The following is a 16,482-nucleotide window of genomic DNA, read 5'->3' on the forward strand; positions in this document are numbered from 1 at the left end:
CCCGGCGCAGCCTCAGCGCGCGGCCGAGCCGGCTGCGGTCTTGGCGAGCCCGGCCTCGGTCACGCTGCGCAGCAGCTGGCCGGCCCAGTCCGAGGACTTCTCCTGCACGGTGTCGCTGATCTTCGCCTGCTCGACGGGCCGGGCAGCAGGATCGATGTCGTTGTCGATGAGGTAGACCACTTCGCCCGGCTTGACGTAGAACAGCCGCTGCCGGGCCTGCGCCGTGATGTACGCGGGGTCCTTCCACCGTTCCCGTTCCGCCGTGAGATCGTCGATCTGCTTCTGGGTCACGGTCACGGAATGCTCGAGCGCGGTGATCCGCTGCCTCTGGTCGAGGTAGGTGCCCAGCGTCGGCACGAGCACCCAGGCTCCGAGCACGACGAGAGACAGCATGATGACCATGAAGCCGCTCAATCGGATCCCGCCGACCCAGCCCCGCACGTCCACCGCACGGGCCGGCGCCGCGCGCCCGCCGCGCCCGGCCGACGAGAATCCCGCGTTCGCCCGCGCAGACGACGAAGGAGGAGTCCGCCGTTCGGTCATGACTCCTCCTCCGTCCGAAGCCCGTCGATCGGGCTCGTCAGCGGATACGCTGATCAGCCCTTGAAACGCGGGAAGGCGCTGCGACCGGCGAAGACCGCGGCGTCGCCCAGCTCCTCCTCGATGCGCAGAAGCTGATTGTACTTGGCCACGCGCTCGGACCGGGCGGGCGCGCCGCTCTTGATCTGGCCCGAGTTCACGGCGACGACGAGGTCGGCGATCGTGGTGTCCTCGGTCTCGCCGGAGCGGTGCGAGAGCATCGTGGTGTAGCCCGAGCGGTGCGCCAGGCTGATCGCGTCGAGGGTCTCGGAGAGGGTGCCGATCTGGTTCACCTTGACGAGCAGCGAGTTGGCGACGCCGAGGTCGATGCCCTTCTGCAGACGCTCCGGGTTGGTCACGAACAGGTCGTCGCCGACGAGCTGCACCTTGGTGCCGAGCGCCTCGGTGAGTGCCTTCCAGTTGTCCCAGTCGTCCTCGGCGAGCGCATCCTCGATCGTGACGATCGGGTAGTCGTTCACGAGGCCGATGTAGTAGTCGGTGAGCTCGGCTGCGGTCCAGTCCTTGTTCTCCAGGCGGTACACGCCCTCGTTGAAGAACTCCGTGGCGGCGACGTCGAGGCCCAGGGCGATGTCGCTGCCCGGGGTGAAGCCGGCCTTCTCGATCGCCTTGACGAGGAAGTCGAGTCCCTCGCGGTTGCTGGGCAGGTCGGGGGCGAAGCCGCCCTCGTCGCCGAGGCCGGTCGCGAAGCCCGCGGCCTTCAGCTCGCCCTTGAGCACGTGGTACACCTCGGTGCCCCAGCGCAGCGCGTCCGAGAACGTGTCGGCGCCGATCGGCGCGAGGAAGAACTCCTGCATGTCGATGCCGTTGTCGGCGTGCGATCCGCCGTTGATCACGTTGAACAGCGGAACCGGCAGCAGATGCGCGTTCGGGCCGCCCAAGTAGCGGAACAGCGGCAGATCGGCGGAGTCCGCGGCGGCCTTCGCGACAGCGAGGCTGACGCCGAGGATCGCGTTCGCGCCGACGCGGCTCTTGTTGTCGGTGCCGTCGACGTCGATGAGGATCTCGTCGATGATGCGCTGCTCGCTGGCCTCCACGCCCTCGACGGCCGGGCCCAGCTCGTCGATGACCGCCTCGACGGCCTTGAGCACGCCCTTGCCGCCGTAGCGGCTCTTGTCGCCGTCGCGCAGCTCGTACGCCTCGAAGGCGCCGGTGGACGCACCGGAGGGGACGGCGGCGCGCTGAACGATGCCGTCATCGAGGAGCACCTCCACCTCGACGGTCGGGTTGCCGCGCGAGTCGAGAATCTCGCGTGCGCCTACAGCCTCGATCAGTGCCACAGGGTGCTCCTTGTTGAAGAGGGAAGTGGGATGGTGGAGCGACGTCGATCCGCCGCCCAGTCTAGCCAGTGCGCGACTCCGGCCGCAGAGGATGAAGCGCAGCCTCCAGCACGAGCGAGGACTGATGGCTTCGGTGCACGTGCCCGATATCCTTTCCGCATGAGCCCGGGCGCCGCTGCCCCGCTGATCGCCGCACCGCCGCGCCGCGAGCGCGATCAGAGCGGACGGGTGCGCTCTGTCTCGGAGGTCGACGGGGCGGCGCCGCTGTGGTTCTCCGTGGGGGCGGAGCACGAGGATCTGCTCAGCGCACGCGCCGACCACGTGGCTGTGGCGCTGCTTCTGCCCGCGATGCGGTACGGCCGCGATCTGCATGTCGGCGGAACCGTCACCGACTCGCTGCTGCATCGGCTCAATCACGACCTGCAGTCGCTCGTGCGGGCGGTCCATCCGGACTATCGGGCCATCGCGGTGACCGCCGATGACGCAGTGCCCGCCGGGCCGCCGCCGCACGGGGTGATGACCGGGTTCTCCGGAGGCGTGGACAGCTTCGCGACGCTCATGGAGTACTTCCTCGCCACCGACATCCCGGAGGGACTCCGGGTCACCCACCTGGTGAACAACAATGTCGGAGCGCACGGGGACGGCGGTGACGCATTGTGGGAGGCCCGATGGCGGGCCCTCGCACCCGTGCCCGCCGAACTGGGACTTCCCTTCATCCGCGTCGACAGCAACCTCGACGCGCACTATCCGCAGATGGGCTTCATGGAGACGGTCACGCTGCGCAATGCAGCAGCCGCGCACCTTCTGGGCGGCGGGATGGGTCGCTCCTATCACGCGTCGGAGGGGACGTACCGGAACGTGCGCATGCCTCCCCCGGCCGGTGACATCGGGCTCGCCGGCGCGATGACCTTCCCGCTGCTGTCGACCCCCGCACTCGTCCTCGAGTCGACGGGCTCGGGTCGGTCCCGCATAGAGCGCACGCTGGCTCTGGTCGGCATGCCGTACGCGCAGTACCTCGATGTCTGCGTCGATGCGGATCCGCGGCGGCCGACGAACTGCTCGCGCTGCTGGAAGTGCATGCGCACAATGCTCACGCTCGACATCGCCGGCGAGCTGGACGCCTTCGTGCCCGCCGTGTTCCGGTGGGAGCCCTATCTCGAGCGCCGCTCGGACTACTACGTCGAGCTCCTGGCCTCGGAGGAGCCCAACGACATCGAGCTCGTCGGCTTCGGCGACGCGATGGGATGGCGCTGGGGCGCCTCGGCCCGCCCGCGTGCCGCGGCGCTGCGCGCCCTGCGCGCGGGCAGGGCGGCCGCCGGTGCGGCGCGGCGTCGTCTTCGCGGACGCCGGACGCGTTCGTCCTGAGCGGGCGCGCGCTCGCCGGGCGACGCAGGGCACGCGAAGGGGCCGCGCGCTCTGCGCGCGGCCCCTCTGATGCGCGTCTTACTTGTTGTAGGACTTCACGATGTCGAGCAGGTTCGGGACGTTGGCGTAGGCCTCGGCGGCGTTCTCCTTCGTCACGATGACCGGCGCGAGCAGGTACGCGGGGACGACCTTGACGCCGTTGTTGTACGACTTGGTGTCGTTGACGTCGGCCTTGTCACCCTTCTGCAGCTCCTGCACCATCTTGATCGCCTGAGCGACGAGCAGCGTGGTGTCCTTGTTGATCGTGGAGTACTGCACACCCTCCATGATCGACTTGACCGACTCGACCTCGGAGTCCTGGCCGGTGACGACCGGGACCGGCTTGCCGGCCTGCTGCGCCGACGTGATGATGGCGCGGGCCAGCGTGTCGTTCGGCGAGAGCACGCCGTCGAGCGTCGCGTTGCTGTAGTTCGCCGTCAGGATCGCGTCCATGCGGCGCTGCGCGTTCTCCGCCTTCCAGCCGTCGGTCGCGGTCTGGGTGATCTCGGTCTGGCCCGAGAGCACCTTCAGCGTGCCGTCCTTGATCTTCGGCTCGAGCACGTCCATCGCGCCCTTGAAGAAGACCGCCGAGTTCGCGTCGTCCGCCGAGCCGGAGAACAGCTCGATGTTGTACGGGGCCGGGTGGCCGGCGCGCTTGGCGAGACCGTCGAGCAGGGCCTGGCCCTGCAGCTGGCCGACCTTGAAGTTGTCGAACGCGACGTAGTAGTCGACGGCGTCGGTGTTCTCGATCAGGCGGTCGTAGGCGATGACGGTCGCGCCGGCGTCATGGGCGGCCTTCACCTGGGTGGACAGCTGCTTGCCGTCCTTCGCGCCGATGATGATGACCTTCGCACCACCCGTGACCATCGCCTGGATCTGGTTCTGCTGCTCGGCGACGGTGTTGCTGGCCGGTGCGTACTGCACGTCGGGCTTGAAGCCCGCCTTGGTCAGGCCGTCGGTGAACAGCTTGCCCGCCAGCACCCAGTTCTCGCTGGTCTTGTCGGGCAGCGCCACGCCGATCTTGGCGTCGGCCGCGAAGCCCTTCGCAGAGCCGCCGCTGGCCGCCGGGCTGCCGCCACGGTCGCCGGACGAGCAGCCGGTGAGCGCGAAGGCACCAGCGACGACGAGCGCAGTCGCCGAAAGGAGGATCTTCTTCATTGGGATCTCTTTCTGTGTTGGTGTGTGCATCTCAGGTGAATGCAGGATCGTGCCGCGCGAGCGACCCGGACCTCTCTTACTTGACCGCGTCGCGGACAGCTGTGGTGCTGGCCGGCGCGGACGTGGGGAACTGCTCCTCCTTGCGGGAGAACCGGCGGGTGATGAAGCCGGTCAGCGACGGCCGCCCCTGCTGCTTGTTCCAGACGTCGACCGCCACGGCGAGCAGGAGCACGAGTCCCTTGACCATCGCCACGACGTCGGCGCCGGCGCCGAGCAGCGCCATGCCGTTGTTGAGGAAGGCCATGACCAGACCACCGATGATGGATCCGATCACGGTGCCGATGCCGCCGGAGACGGCCGCGCCGCCGATGAACACCGATGCGATCGCGTCGAGCTCCCAGCCGTTGCCGTCCTGAGGGCCGGAGGCGGTGGCGCGGGCGACGTAGATCATCGCGGCGACCGAGGCCAGCACCGACATGTTCATCATCACGAAGAAGTCGGTCCAGCGGTCCTTCACGCCGCTCAGGCGCGCGGCCTGCCGGTTGCCGCCGACCGCGTAGAGGTGACGGCCGAACACGGTGTTGCGGGTGACGAACGTGTACACGATCACGAGGATCAGCAGCACGATGCCGGAGATCGGGAAGCTCGTGCCGACGCGGCCGGTCGCGAACTGGTAACCGGCGACGAGGATCAGAGCCGCGAGGATCACGACCTTGACAGCGCTCACCCACGCCGGGGCCGGCTCGGTGCCCGCCTTGCGCTGCGAGCGGCGCAGGTAGACCTCGAAACCGACGACCCACAGCGCGGCGAGCACGGCCAGCAGCATGGTCAGGAAGTTGAAGGGCAGCGCGATCGGCAGCTCGGGAAGGTAGCCGGCGCCGATGTACTGGAAGTCGGCCGGCACGGCGACGGACGTGGACTGTCCCACCCACTGGTTCGCACCGCGGAAGAAGAGCATGCCCGCCAGGGTCACGATGAACGCGGGAACTCCGACGAACGCGACCCAGAAGCCCTGCCATGCGCCCACCAGCACGCCGAGTCCGAGGCCGAGCAGGACCGCCGCCCACCAGGGGAAGTGCCAGTCCGCCATGGATTTGGCGACCACGATGCCGACGAACGCGGCGACGGATCCGACCGAGAGGTCGATGTGCCCCATGATGATGACCATCACCATGCCGATCGCCAGGATCAGGATGTACGAGTACTGGTTGACGACGTTGATGAGGTTGCCGGGCGACAGGGTCAGCCCGCCCGTCCAGATCTGGAAGATGATGATGATCACGACCAGGGATCCGAGGATGCCGAACTGGCGCAGGGTGGACTGACCGCCGCCCATCATCTTGGTGATGTCGCGGAAGTGGAAGCCGGTGTCGTCGGTCGACGTCGTCGTCGTGGTGCTCATGCGGATGCTTTCTGGGTCCGTGAAATCTGCATTGAGGTCAGGAGGCGCTGGGTCATCTTCATGCGGATGCTTTCTGTGTCAGGGAGGTCATGCTGCGCATGAGCGCCTCCGGGGTGGCTTCTGATGCGGGGAGGCAGTCGGTGACGCGTCCCTCGAAGACGGTGTAGATGCGGTCGGACATGCCGAGCAGCTCGGGCAGCTCGCTGGAGATCACGATCACGCCCTTGCCCTGGGCCGCGAGCTCGTTGATGATGCCGTAGATCTCGTACTTCGCTCCCACGTCGATGCCGCGGGTCGGCTCGTCCAGGATGAGCAGATCCGGATCCGTGAACATCCACTTCGCCAGGACGACCTTCTGCTGGTTGCCGCCGGAGAGGGTGCCGACGACCTGGTCGACGGTGGGCGTCTTGATGCGCAGCGACTTGCGGTAGCGCTCCGAGATCTGCGTCTCCTCGATGCTGTTGACGACGCCGCGCCGGGCGATCTTGGACAGCTTCGCCGACACGATCGAGCGCTTGATCGAGTCGAGCAGGTTGAGGCCGAGCACCTTGCGATCCTCGCTGACGTAGGCGAGGCCGTGCTTGATCGCGCTCTTCACGTCGGGGAGGGTGATCTCCTGGCCGTCCTTGATGATGGTGCCGGAGAGGAACTGCCCGTAGGAGCGCCCGAAGATGCTCATCGCGAACTCGGTGCGGCCCGCACCCATGAGGCCCGCGATGCCGACGACCTCGCCGCGGCGCACCTCGATGCTCGACCCCTTGACGACCATGCGCTCGGACACGCTCGGGTGGCGCACCCACCAGTCCTTGACCTCGAAGAACACGTCGCCGATCTCCGGGGTCCGGTCCGGGTAGCGGCTCTCCAGCGAACGGCCGACCATGCCGCGGATGATGCGGTCCTCGTTGATCTCGCCGCGGCTGACGTCGAGCGTCTCGACCGTGCGGCCGTCGCGGATGATCGTGATCTCGTCGGCGATCTGCTCGATCTCGTTGAGCTTGTGGCTGATGATGATCGACGTGATCCCCTTGGCCTTCAGACCCAGGATCAGATCGAGCAGGTGCTGCGAGTCGTTCTCGTTGAGGGCTGCCGTCGGCTCGTCGAGGATGAGGAGCTTGACGTCCTTGTTGAGCGCCTTGGCGATCTCGATGAGCTGCTGCTTGCCGACGCCGAGGTGCTTGATCGCGACGTCCGGGTCCTCCCGGAGGCCGACGCGGGCCAGCAGCTCGATCGTCCGCGCCTTCTGCGCGGCCCAGTCGATCGCGACGCCGTTGCGGATCTCGTTGCCGAGGAAGATGTTCTCGGTGATGGAGAGCTCGGGGATCAGCGCGAGCTCCTGATGGATGATCACGATGCCGGCGTGCTCGCTGGCCGCGATGTCCTTGAAGCGCTGCTCCTGCCCGTAGAGCAGGATCTCGCCGTCGTAGCTGCCGTACGGGTACACCCCGGACAGCACCTTCATCAGGGTCGACTTGCCGGCGCCGTTCTCGCCGCAGATGGCGTGCACTTCGCCGCTGCGAACGGTGATCGACACGTCGGAGAGGGCCTTCACGCCCGGGAACTCCTTCGTGATGCTGCGCATCTCGAGGATCGGTCCGGCCACAGTGGGCAGCGTCGTCGTCTCGCTCACGGATCTCCTTCGATACCAGGTCCGGTTGATGTGACGGTTTCAATGTTACCGTTCACATCGGGTTACATCGTGCCCGCGCGCTCCGGCCGTGTCAAGTGCCGGAGCCGATTTCGTGTCCTTACCGTGACGCGGCGGATTCGCGTCCGCAGAGCACGGGCACGACCGGTCCGAACTCGGGCACGGGCTCGCCGCGCAGCTGAGCCAGCAGGATCCGCACCGCGCGGCGGCCGAGTTCCGCGAAGTCCTGGTGCACGGTGGTCAACGGAGGAGCCACGTGCGCGGCGACCGGGATGTCGTCGAAGCCGACCACGCTCACGTCGATCGGGACCCGCAGGCCCGCGTCCCGGAAGCCGTGCATCAGGCCGATCGCCATGAGGTCGTTCGCCGCGAACACGGCGGTGAAGTCGCGCCGCCGGGCCAGCTCCTGGCCGGCGAACCAGCCGAAGTCGGCGGTCCAGTCACCGCGGATCGGCGGGATGGTGGGCAGGTCGGCGTCGCGCATCGCGTCGAGGTAGCCGCGCATCCGCGATTCGGCCTCGATCCAGTCCTGCGGGCCGGCAAGGTGCAGGATGTCACTGTGCCCGAGCCGGATGAGGTACTCGGTGATCATGCGCGCGCCCGCCAGCTGATCCGCGGAGTGGCTGAAGCCGTCGGAGCCCGAGGCGGTCTGCAGACTGACGAACGGCACGGACACCGCCATCCCGCGCAGCACGTTGAACACGCGCACCTGCGGGGCGAGCACGACGATGCCGTCGACCGACTCGCGCACCAGCTGCCGCACGGCCGCGCCGATCGCCTCGGGCGTCGTGTCTGGGAGGTTGAGGGTGCTCACGGAGTAGCCCTCGGCCCGCGCTGCGTCCTCGATCGCGGCGATGGAGGACGTCGGACCGAACTCCCCCGTCGTGGCGGAGAGGATGCCGAGGGTGTTGGACCTGCTCGTGGCGAGCGCGCGCGCGGCCACGTTCGGCCGGTAGTCCAGCACGCGGATCGCATCGAGGACGCGCTCCTTGGTCTCCGGCCGGATGCTGGGGTGATCGTTGAGCACCCGGGAGACGGTCTGGTGCGAGACGCCGGCCAGACGGGCCACGTCGCGGATGCTCGGCATCCGGGCACGCTCGGCGGAGGTCGACATGCAGAGCCTCCTCGATGTGCACGGTCACATGAATGCTACCCATTATGCGTCCGAGTCGGCGACGCGCGCTCGCGATCTCAGGATCCGGTGGACACGACGTGCGCGCCGCGCACCGGACCGTGCGCGCGCAGCGCCGTGCGTCCCTGATCGCGCAGGCGCTCGGCCAGGGCGTCCGCGCCCGCCGCGGTGCCGCAGAGGAACGCGACCGTCGGACCGGATCCCGACACGGTCCCGCCCACGACGTCCTCGGCGCGGCGCACGTGCTGGATCAACTCCTCCAGCTGCGGTCGCAGCCGGAACGAGCCCGCCTGCAGCTGGTTGTGCAGGCTCTTCCCCAGCGCGACCGCCTCGCCGGACAGCAGCGACTCGAAGAACGACGGCGGGACCTGCACGGGATCCTGGCGCCGATGCGCATGCCCGGCCGGGTCGCTCTCACGGTCCTCGGCGTTCACCAGGTCGAAGGCGCGGTACACGGCCGGCGTGGACAGACCCTCGTCATCGAGCACGAGCACCCACTCGTAGCGCCCCCGGGAGAGCGCGGGGGTGAGCACGTCGCCGCGCCCCGAACCGACGGCGGTGCCGCCCATCAGTGCGAACGGCACGTCGGCGCCCAGTCGCGCGGCGAGCTCGTGCAGCCGGACGTGGTCGAGGCCGGTCCGCCACAGCTCGTTGCACGCGAGGAGCGCGGCCGCCGCGTCGGCGGACCCGCCGCCCATGCCGCCGGCGACCGGCACGCTCTTGCGCACGTCGAGGTGCACTCCCCCCTCGTACCCGGTGGCCGCGGCGAGCGCCTTCGCCGCACGCATGGCGAGGTTGCGGTCGTCGAGCGGCACGGCGTCCGGAGCCGCCGCACCGGAGACGGCGATCGTGAAATCGTCCGCCGGGGTGGCCACGACGTCCTCGTACAGGGAGACGGCCTGGAACACCGTGGAAAGCGCGTGGTAGCCGTCCTCGTCGAGGTCGCCGACGCCGAGGAACAGGTTGATCTTGCCGGGAGCGCGCACGTGCACGCGCTGCACGGGCTCGTCGTCCGACTGCTCCTCCGCGATGCTCATCGGCTCACAGCTCCGACGAGACCGACCACAGGTTCACGTCGAGTCCGGCGCCCGTGATGCGGTCGATGCGCGCGAGCTCCTCGGCGGTGAGGGCGGGGGCGTCCAGCGCCGCGAGGTTCTCGTCGAGCTGGGCCGGCCGCGAGGCGCCGATGAGCGCAGACGCCACGACGCCGTCGCGGAGCACCCACTGCAGGGCGAGCTGGGCGAGGCTCTGGCCGCGCGCCCGGGCGAGGTCGTTGAGGGCGCGCAGGATGGTGAGACCCTCGTCGCTGAGCGGCTTGTCCGGCAGCGAACCGCGTTTCTGCGCGCGCTCCGCGGTGCCGTCGCCGAGGTACTTGTCGGTGAGCAGGCCCTGTGCCAGCGGCGTGAAGGCGATGGCGCCCATGCCCTCCTCGCGGAGCGTCTCGGTGAGCCCGTCCTCCACCCAGCGGTTCAGGATCGAGTACGACGGCTGGTGGATGACCAGCGGGGTGCCGAGCTCGCGCGCGATGTCGGCCGCGGCCTCGGTGCGCTCCGCGCTGTAGGAGGAGATGCCGACGTAGAGCGCCTTCCCCTGGCGGACCAGCGTGTCGAGCGCCCCGATCGTCTCCTCGATGGGCGTCTCCGGGTCCACGCGATGCGAGTAGAAGATGTCGACGTAGTCCAGGCCCATCCGCGTCAGCGACTGGTCCGCGCTGGCGAGGATGTACTTCCGGCTGCCGAGGTCGCCGTACGGCCCCGGCCACATGTCCCAGCCGGCCTTGGACGAGATGATGAGCTCGTCACGGTACGGCCGGAGATCCTCCGCGAAGATGCGCCCGAAGTTCTTCTCGGCGGAGCCGTACGGCGGGCCGTAGTTGTTGGCCAGATCGAAATGCGTGATGCCGCGGTCGAAGGCGTGCCGAAGCAGTGCGCGCTGACTGTCCAGCGGGATGTTGTCGCCGAAGTTCCACCACAGCCCGAGAGAGATCGCAGGCAGGTACAGGCCGGAGGATCCGACCTGCCGGAAATGCGCCCCTTCGTAGCGATCAGCCGCAGCCGCGTACGGGCGGTGGATGTCGAGGACGTCTGGGCGGAAGCGCGGCTCGGTCACGATCCCAGGGTAGCGGCGGACCGCCTCATCGCCGCCGCGTGCGCGGCGCGCGACGAGAATGGGCGAGCCGTCGAGCCGCCGACCACTCGCCGATATGCCGCAGACTCGCTAGGATGATCGGCCAACCGCGGACCGAGCCCGATCCGCGTCCGATCACGCTCGCCCCCAGTGCGGATCTCCACCCGAACAGCGCATTCGCCCGAGCGTGCGGCGACAGGATCTGTCATGCACTGGCCCCGGCGTACACCTCTCGTCCTCCTCGCGGCGGGCGTGCTGTGCGCGAGCATTCCGGCCGCGGCGTTGACGACCGCCGACCCGGCATGGTGGCTCTCCTGCTTCAGCCGGCTCGGCGCGATGCAGGACGGCTCGAGCGCTCTCTTCAACGGCGGGATGATCCTCGCGGGCGCCGTGATCGCCCTCACCGCCCTGCCCGTGCGGCGAGGCTCATGGCCGGTTCTGCCGCGGGATTCCCGGCGAGCCGGGCCGTGTCGGTGGTCGTGCCGCTGCTCATCGTCGGCCTCGGACTCAGCCTCGCCCTCGTCGGTGTGCTCCCGCTCTCCTTCAACGTGTTCGCGCACGAGCGCGCCGCCAACGGGGCACTCGCGTCGTCCGCCGGGCTGCTGCTCGTGCACCGCCTGCACCTGCGCGGCCTCTCCCGGACGCTGGATCGCCTGTCACTCGGGGCGATCGTCGTCCTGGCCGCGGGCATGATGGCGCTGCTGGCGGGGATCATCACGCTGACCGTCTTCGAGGGCCTCGCCTTCGGATCCGTGATCGCCTGGCTGCACACGCTCGAGATGCGCGTGAAGAGGCTCCGGAGCACCGCGCCGGCATCATTCTCAGCAAACTCTCAGCATTTGTCATTGTCCCCCATTTGGGGGACAAGGGTGTCCGGTGTTATTGTCAAGATCTCAGCTGAGGAAGTCGACCGGGCTCTGGGGACTCGGTCGACGTGAAGGTACCTCCAGTCGAAGTGAATGTGCCCTCTCGGGAACCCGAACCCGAGAGGGCACAACTTCGTCCACGGCCGGGTCGTCCCGGCCCGGCTCGGTCTCGCCGGCTCAGTCTCGCGCCGCGCTCCGCGCGATGCGGTGGTAGTCGTCCACCGTGAGGTCCTCGCCCCGCGCCGTCGGCGCGACGCCGGCCGCCTCGAGCACGGCGGATGCCTCCGCGGAGCTGCCGAAGACACCGGACAGCGCCTGGCGCAGCATCTTCCGGCGCTGGTTGAACGCGGCATCCACGATCTCGAAGGTGCGGATCCGCTCCTCCTCCGTGCCGCGGGGCTCGGGATCCCGATGGAAGCCGACCAGCAGGCTGTCTACGTTGGGCACGGGCCAGAACACCTGTCGCGAGACGGTGCCGCAGAGGCGCCACGGTCCGTACCACGCGGCCTTCACGCTGGGCGCTCCGTAGATCTTGGATCCGGGTTTCGCGGCAAGGCGCTCGGCGACCTCGGCCTGCACCATCACCACGCCGCGGGACAGATACGGGAACGTCTCGAGGAAATGCAGCAGCACGGGCACCGACACGTTGTACGGCAGGTTCGCGACGAGGACCGCCGGCTCCCCGGGCAGCGCCGTGACGCGGAGGGCGTCGGCGTCGACGACCGTCAGCGCCCCCTCCGGAACGCCGCGCTCGAGGGCCGTCTGCGGCAGACGCGCGGCCAGGCGGTGGTCGATCTCCACGGCCGTGACGCTCGCGCCGGTCTCCAGGATCGCGAGGGTGAGCGAGCCCAGTCCCGGCCCGACCTCGACGACGCGCTCCCCCGCCCGCACCTCGGCGGCCTGAACGATCTTGCGGACCGTGTTGGCGTCGACGACGAAGTTCTGGCCGAGCTTCTTCGTGGGCGTCACGTCGAGTTCGGCGGCGAGCCGGCGGATGTCGGCGGCGCCGAGCAGGGAGACGGTCATCTGACCATTCTCCCGCACCGCGACGACGCGCCCGATCGGCCGCGCACGGGCCGTTTCGGAGGCCGCCCCTAGGATCGATCGAGTGTCCAGACTCGGTGAGCTGATCGCGCCCTCCCGCATGGGCCGCGACTTCCGGTGGCTCGTCGCATCGTTCTGGACGAGCAACATCGGCGACGGCGTCGCGCTCGCCGCCGCGCCCCTGCTGATCGCCTCGATGACGAGCTCCCCCGTGCTGGTCGCCATGGGCGCGATGATGCAGTTCCTGCCGTGGCTGCTGTTCGGCCTGCACGCCGGCGCGATCGCCGACCGCTTCGACCGCCGCCGCCTGGTGATGCTGGGGAACGCGCTGCGCGGCCTCGTAGTGCTCGCGCTGTGCGTCTTCCTGCTCACGGGGCACGCGACCATCGCGCTCGTGCTCGTCGCGACGTTCCTGTACGGCACGGCGGAGGTGTTCGTGAACTCCGCGAGCAGCACCCTGCTGCCGATGATGGTGCGCTCGGAGGACCTCGGCCTCGGCAACGCCCGCCTGCAGTTCGGCTATCTCGTCGCGAACCAGCTCGGCGGGCCGCCGCTGGGCGCGTTCCTGTTCGCGCTCGGATCGTTCTGGCCGTTCCTCCTGCAGGTCCTCTGCGTGCTGCTCGCCGTGGTGCTGATCTCCCGGATCACCCGCACACCCGCTCCGGCGCGCGCCGCGGCGGAGATCGCGGCGGCCCCGCGCACGGCGGTGCACACCGACATCGCGGTCGGGATGCGCTGGCTGTGGCGCAACCCGCCGGTGCGCACGCTCGTGGTGGTCATCCTCGTGTTCAACGTGACCTGGGCCGCGCCGTGGAGCGTGCTCGTGCTGTACGCGACCGAGCACCTGCACATGGGGCCGGTCGGCTACGCGGCGCTGACGACGGCGTCCGCGGTGGGCGGGATCCTCGCGACGCTCTCGTTCGGCTGGCTGGAGCGGCACGTCTCGTTCGCGCTGCTGATGCGGATCTGCCTGTCGCTCGAGGTGCTCATGCACCTCACGATGGCGCTGATCACGGCCGGCTGGGCCGCGCTCGCGGTCCTCGTCGTGTTCGGCGCGTACGCCTTCGTGTGGGGAACGATCTCGACGACCGTGCGGCAGCGGCTCGTGCCGATGGAGCTCCAGGGCAGGATCGCGTCCGTGAACATGGTCGGCGTGTTCGGCGGCATGGTGATCGGGCAGGTGCTCGGCGGGCTGATCGCGCAGGTCTGGGGGCTCACCGCTCCCTGGTGGTTCGCCTTCGTCGGCGCCGGCATCACGCTGCTGCTGGTGTGGCGCTCGATCTCGCACATCACGGCGGCGCCGAGCGTCCTGGACGACACTCTCGAAGGGGACGCCCGCGACGAGGTTCAGGCGAACGAGCCGTAGACCTCGAGCGTGTTCGCGGCGATCTGCGCCCCGAGCTCATCGGCGTCGACGCCCAGCTCGGCAGCCATGAAGCGCAGGGTGAGCGGGATCAGGTACGGCGCATTCGGGCGTCCGCGCAGCGGCACGGGCGTGAGGAACGGGGCGTCCGTCTCGACCAGGATCCGCTCCCGCGGCGTCACCGCGAGCGCATCGCGCAGATTCTGCGCGTTCTTGAACGTGACGTTGCCGGCGAACGACAGGTAGTACCCCGCCTCGGCGCAGACCCGCGCCATCTCGGCGTCCCCGGAGAAGCAGTGGAAGACGGTGCGCTCCGGCGCGCCGACCCGCTGCAGGGTCGCCAGGACGTCGTCGTGCGCATCGCGGTCGTGGATCTGCATCGCGATGGCGTGCTTCTTCGCGAGCGCGATGTGCGCCTCGAAGGAGGCGTGCTGCGCGGCGCGCCCCGGCTCCTCGGTGCGGAAGTAGTCGAGGCCCGTCTCGCCGATCGCACGCGTCCGCGGGTGCGCGGCGAGCTCGTCGACCACGGCGATCGCCTCGTCGAGCCGCCCCGCGGCCGCGTACGTCGGCGCATCGTTGGGATGGATCGCGACAGCCGCCAGCACGCGCGGATCCGCCTCGGCCGCGGCCACCGCCCATCGCGAGGACTCGATGTCTCCCGACGCCTGCACGACGCCGAGGATCCCGACCGCCTCCGCGCGATCGAGCTGCTCGGTGAGCGTGAGCCCCTCGTCACCGTCCGCGATCTCGAGGTGGCAGTGGTTGTCGTACACCGGCACCGCGAGCGGATCCGGCAGCGGCGGGTAGCGCAGGTCCTTGCGGCCGTCCGTGGCGCGCTCGCGCACGTAGGTCTCCGGTATGGCGTCGCTCATGCGGATCGGATCAGGCCGTCGCCTCGATGCGCGGGAACAGCGGCGTGAGCGTCTGCACGGCGGTGCCGGCGGGCAGCTGACCCCAGCGACCGGCGTCGCGGATCGGCTGCGCCGCGAGCGCGCCCAGCGCGCCCTCCGCGCCGAGCGCGTCCCAGAGCTTCGCGGTGGCCTGCGGCATCACCGGCGACAGCAGCACGGCGAGGGCGCGCAGCCCCTCGGCGCAGGTGTACAGCACCGTGCCGAGGCGCTCCGTCTGCGCCTCGTCCTTCGCCAGCGACCACGGCTCGTTCTCGGTGATGTAGCCGTTGAGCGCGTCGACGATGGTCCAGACGTCGGCGATGGCCTCGTCGATGCGGAACCGCTCGACCGCCGCGTCGGCGCGGGCAGCGGCCTTCGCGACGACCTGCTGCACGGCGAGATCCTGCTCGGCGTACTCCCCCGCTGCCGGGACCACGCCACCGAAGTAGCGCTCGATCATCGCGATCGTCCGGGAGGCGAGGTTGCCGAAGCCGTTCGCGAGCTCGGCCTGGTAGCGGGCGGACAGGTCCTCCCAGGAGAAGGATCCGTCCTGCCCGAACGCGATCGCGGAGAGGAAGTAGAACCGGTACGCGTCGGATCCGAACACGTCGGTGATCTCGGTCGGCGCGATGCCGGTGAGCTTCGACTTCGACATCTTCTCGCCGCCGACGAGCAGCCAGCCGTGCGCGAACACGCCCTTGGGCACGTCGAGCCCCGCGGCCATGAGCATGGCCGGCCAGATCACCGCGTGGAAGCGCAGGATGTCCTTGCCCACCACGTGGTAGGCGGGCCAGCGACGCTCGAAGGTCGCCTCATCGGATCCGTAGCCGACCGCGGTGACGTAGTTGAGCAGCGCGTCGACCCACACGTAGATGACGTGCGAGGTGTCCCACGGCAGCGGGATTCCCCAGTCGAACGTGGAGCGCGAGATCGACAGGTCCTTCAGACCCTGCGAGACGAACGAGATGACCTCGTTGCGCGCGGAGTCGGGGCGCACGAAGTCGGGCTGGGTCTTGTACAGCTCGAGCAGGCGGTCCTGGAACTCGCTGAGCTTGAAGAAGTAGTTCTTCTCCTGCAGCAGCTCGAGGGGCTTGGAGTGGATCGCGCACACCTTGAGACCCTCGAACGGACCGGTGCCGTCGACGATCTCGGACTCGGGCTTGAACTCCTCGCAGCCCACGCAGTACAGCGCCTCGTACTCGCCGGCATAGATGTACCCCGCGTCGTAGAGCTTCTGGAAGAACACCTGCACGTTGGTCTCGTGCCGCTCCTGCGTGGTGCGGATGAAGTCGTCGTTCGCGACGTCGAGCGTGGTCAGCAGCGGGAACCAGCTCTCGCTGACGAGCTTGTCCACCCACTCCTGCGGGGTGACGCCGTTAGCTGCGGCCGCGCGCAGCATCTTCTGGCCGTGCTCGTCCGTGCCGGTCAGCATCCAGGTGTCATCGCCCGCCTGGCGGTGCCACCGTGCGAGGGTGTCCACCGCGACGCTGGTGTAGCCGTGACCGATGTGGGGCACGTCCGACGGGTAGTAGATCGGCGTGGTGATGTAGAAGGACTCGCCTGCGGGCATGCGT

14 protein-coding genes are annotated in these 16,482 nt (G+C 69.2%); 3 read left to right on the forward strand and 11 right to left on the reverse strand.

Features of this window, described 5'->3' with window-relative positions:
- Positions 1 to 12: 12 nt before the first annotated feature.
- Both ACYQ1L_RS13880 and eno read right to left on the reverse strand, forming a co-directional pair.
- A complete protein-coding gene (locus ACYQ1L_RS13880; RefSeq protein ID WP_460004666.1) occupies positions 13 to 543 on the reverse strand; it encodes an FtsB family cell division protein in 531 nt (176 codons plus the stop codon).
- Between the two features lie 53 nt (positions 544 to 596).
- The gene (eno, locus tag ACYQ1L_RS13885) at positions 597 to 1,877 is read right to left on the reverse strand and encodes a phosphopyruvate hydratase (RefSeq protein ID WP_460004667.1); all 1,281 of its coding nucleotides are present in this window, start codon (positions 1,875 to 1,877) and stop codon (positions 597 to 599) included.
- A 159-nt stretch (positions 1,878 to 2,036) separates the two neighbouring features.
- Here eno and ACYQ1L_RS13890 point away from each other — a divergent pair, with 159 nt between their 5' ends.
- A complete protein-coding gene (locus ACYQ1L_RS13890; RefSeq protein WP_460004668.1) occupies positions 2,037 to 3,242 on the forward strand; it encodes a hypothetical protein in 1,206 nt (401 codons plus the stop codon).
- A gap of 78 nt (positions 3,243 to 3,320) precedes the next feature.
- Here ACYQ1L_RS13890 and ACYQ1L_RS13895 read toward each other — a convergent pair whose 3' ends face one another.
- From ACYQ1L_RS13895 to mgrA, 6 genes are all read right to left on the reverse strand, one after another.
- Positions 3,321 to 4,439 (reverse strand): substrate-binding domain-containing protein, encoded by a 1,119-nt coding sequence (locus ACYQ1L_RS13895; RefSeq protein ID WP_460004669.1) that lies wholly within the window; start codon positions 4,437 to 4,439, stop codon positions 3,321 to 3,323.
- A gap of 76 nt (positions 4,440 to 4,515) precedes the next feature.
- Positions 4,516 to 5,841 carry a multiple monosaccharide ABC transporter permease gene (mmsB, locus tag ACYQ1L_RS13900; RefSeq protein ID WP_460004670.1) on the reverse strand — a complete coding sequence of 442 codons (1,326 nt, stop codon included), beginning with the start codon at positions 5,839 to 5,841 and terminating at the stop codon, positions 4,516 to 4,518.
- A gap of 58 nt (positions 5,842 to 5,899) precedes the next feature.
- Positions 5,900 to 7,420, reverse strand: coding sequence for a multiple monosaccharide ABC transporter ATP-binding protein (gene mmsA / locus ACYQ1L_RS13905; RefSeq protein WP_460005829.1), 1,521 nt, complete (start codon positions 7,418 to 7,420; stop codon positions 5,900 to 5,902).
- A gap of 166 nt (positions 7,421 to 7,586) precedes the next feature.
- Positions 7,587 to 8,600 (reverse strand): LacI family DNA-binding transcriptional regulator, encoded by a 1,014-nt coding sequence (locus ACYQ1L_RS13910; protein ID WP_159575401.1) that lies wholly within the window; start codon positions 8,598 to 8,600, stop codon positions 7,587 to 7,589.
- 77 nt (positions 8,601 to 8,677) lie between these two features.
- Positions 8,678 to 9,655 carry a 4-(cytidine 5'-diphospho)-2-C-methyl-D-erythritol kinase gene (locus ACYQ1L_RS13915; protein ID WP_460004671.1) on the reverse strand — a complete coding sequence of 326 codons (978 nt, stop codon included), beginning with the start codon at positions 9,653 to 9,655 and terminating at the stop codon, positions 8,678 to 8,680.
- A gap of 4 nt (positions 9,656 to 9,659) precedes the next feature.
- Positions 9,660 to 10,730: an L-glyceraldehyde 3-phosphate reductase gene (gene mgrA / locus ACYQ1L_RS13920; protein ID WP_460005830.1), complete on the reverse strand. Its 1,071-nt coding sequence runs from the start codon at positions 10,728 to 10,730 to the stop codon at positions 9,660 to 9,662.
- 443 nt (positions 10,731 to 11,173) lie between these two features.
- Here mgrA and ACYQ1L_RS13925 point away from each other — a divergent pair, with 443 nt between their 5' ends.
- Positions 11,174 to 11,683, forward strand: a complete 510-nt coding sequence (locus tag ACYQ1L_RS13925; protein WP_460004672.1) for a hypothetical protein — start codon at positions 11,174 to 11,176, stop codon at positions 11,681 to 11,683.
- 105 nt (positions 11,684 to 11,788) lie between these two features.
- Here the strand turns inward: ACYQ1L_RS13925 and rsmA are convergent, their stop codons facing one another.
- Positions 11,789 to 12,637 (reverse strand): 16S rRNA (adenine(1518)-N(6)/adenine(1519)-N(6))-dimethyltransferase RsmA, encoded by an 849-nt coding sequence (rsmA, locus tag ACYQ1L_RS13930; protein WP_460004673.1) that lies wholly within the window; start codon positions 12,635 to 12,637, stop codon positions 11,789 to 11,791.
- 82 nt (positions 12,638 to 12,719) lie between these two features.
- Here rsmA and ACYQ1L_RS13935 point away from each other — a divergent pair, with 82 nt between their 5' ends.
- Complete coding sequence (locus tag ACYQ1L_RS13935) at positions 12,720 to 14,021, forward strand: MFS transporter (RefSeq protein ID WP_460004674.1); 1,302 nt, start codon at positions 12,720 to 12,722, stop codon at positions 14,019 to 14,021.
- Here the strand turns inward: ACYQ1L_RS13935 and ACYQ1L_RS13940 are convergent.
- Positions 14,003 to 14,890 (reverse strand): TatD family hydrolase, encoded by an 888-nt coding sequence (locus tag ACYQ1L_RS13940; protein ID WP_460004675.1) that lies wholly within the window; start codon positions 14,888 to 14,890, stop codon positions 14,003 to 14,005. The genes ACYQ1L_RS13935 and ACYQ1L_RS13940 overlap by 19 nt on opposite strands.
- Positions 14,891 to 14,900: 10 nt before the next feature.
- Positions 14,901 to 16,478 carry a methionine--tRNA ligase gene (gene metG, locus ACYQ1L_RS13945; protein WP_460004676.1) on the reverse strand — a complete coding sequence of 526 codons (1,578 nt, stop codon included), beginning with the start codon at positions 16,476 to 16,478 and terminating at the stop codon, positions 14,901 to 14,903.
- Between the last annotated feature and the right edge of the window lie 4 nt (positions 16,479 to 16,482).

It is taken from the genome of Microbacterium xylanilyticum (assembly GCF_054654695.1).

Bases quoted from the DNA above. Each gene is read 5' to 3' on its own strand.
- ACYQ1L_RS13880 (WP_460004666.1), bottom strand. From the start codon at position 543: ATGACCGAACGGCGGACTCCTCCTTCGTCGTCTGCGCGGGCGAACGCG.
- ACYQ1L_RS13890 (WP_460004668.1), top strand. From the start codon at position 2,037: ATGAGCCCGGGCGCCGCTGCCCCGCTGATCGCCGCACCGCCGCGCCGC.
- ACYQ1L_RS13895 (WP_460004669.1), bottom strand. From the start codon at position 4,439: ATGAAGAAGATCCTCCTTTCGGCGACTGCGCTCGTCGTCGCTGGTGCC.
- mmsB (WP_460004670.1), bottom strand. From the start codon at position 5,841: ATGAGCACCACGACGACGACGTCGACCGACGACACCGGCTTCCACTTC.
- mmsA (WP_460005829.1), bottom strand. From the start codon at position 7,420: ATGCGCAGCATCACGAAGGAGTTCCCGGGCGTGAAGGCCCTCTCCGAC.
- ACYQ1L_RS13910 (WP_159575401.1), bottom strand. From the start codon at position 8,600: ATGTCGACCTCCGCCGAGCGTGCCCGGATGCCGAGCATCCGCGACGTG.
- ACYQ1L_RS13915 (WP_460004671.1), bottom strand. From the start codon at position 9,655: ATGAGCATCGCGGAGGAGCAGTCGGACGACGAGCCCGTGCAGCGCGTG.
- ACYQ1L_RS13925 (WP_460004672.1), top strand. From the start codon at position 11,174: ATGGCCGGTTCTGCCGCGGGATTCCCGGCGAGCCGGGCCGTGTCGGTG.
- rsmA (WP_460004673.1), bottom strand. From the start codon at position 12,637: ATGACCGTCTCCCTGCTCGGCGCCGCCGACATCCGCCGGCTCGCCGCC.
- ACYQ1L_RS13940 (WP_460004675.1), bottom strand. From the start codon at position 14,890: ATGAGCGACGCCATACCGGAGACCTACGTGCGCGAGCGCGCCACGGAC.
- metG (WP_460004676.1), bottom strand. From the start codon at position 16,478: ATGCCCGCAGGCGAGTCCTTCTACATCACCACGCCGATCTACTACCCG.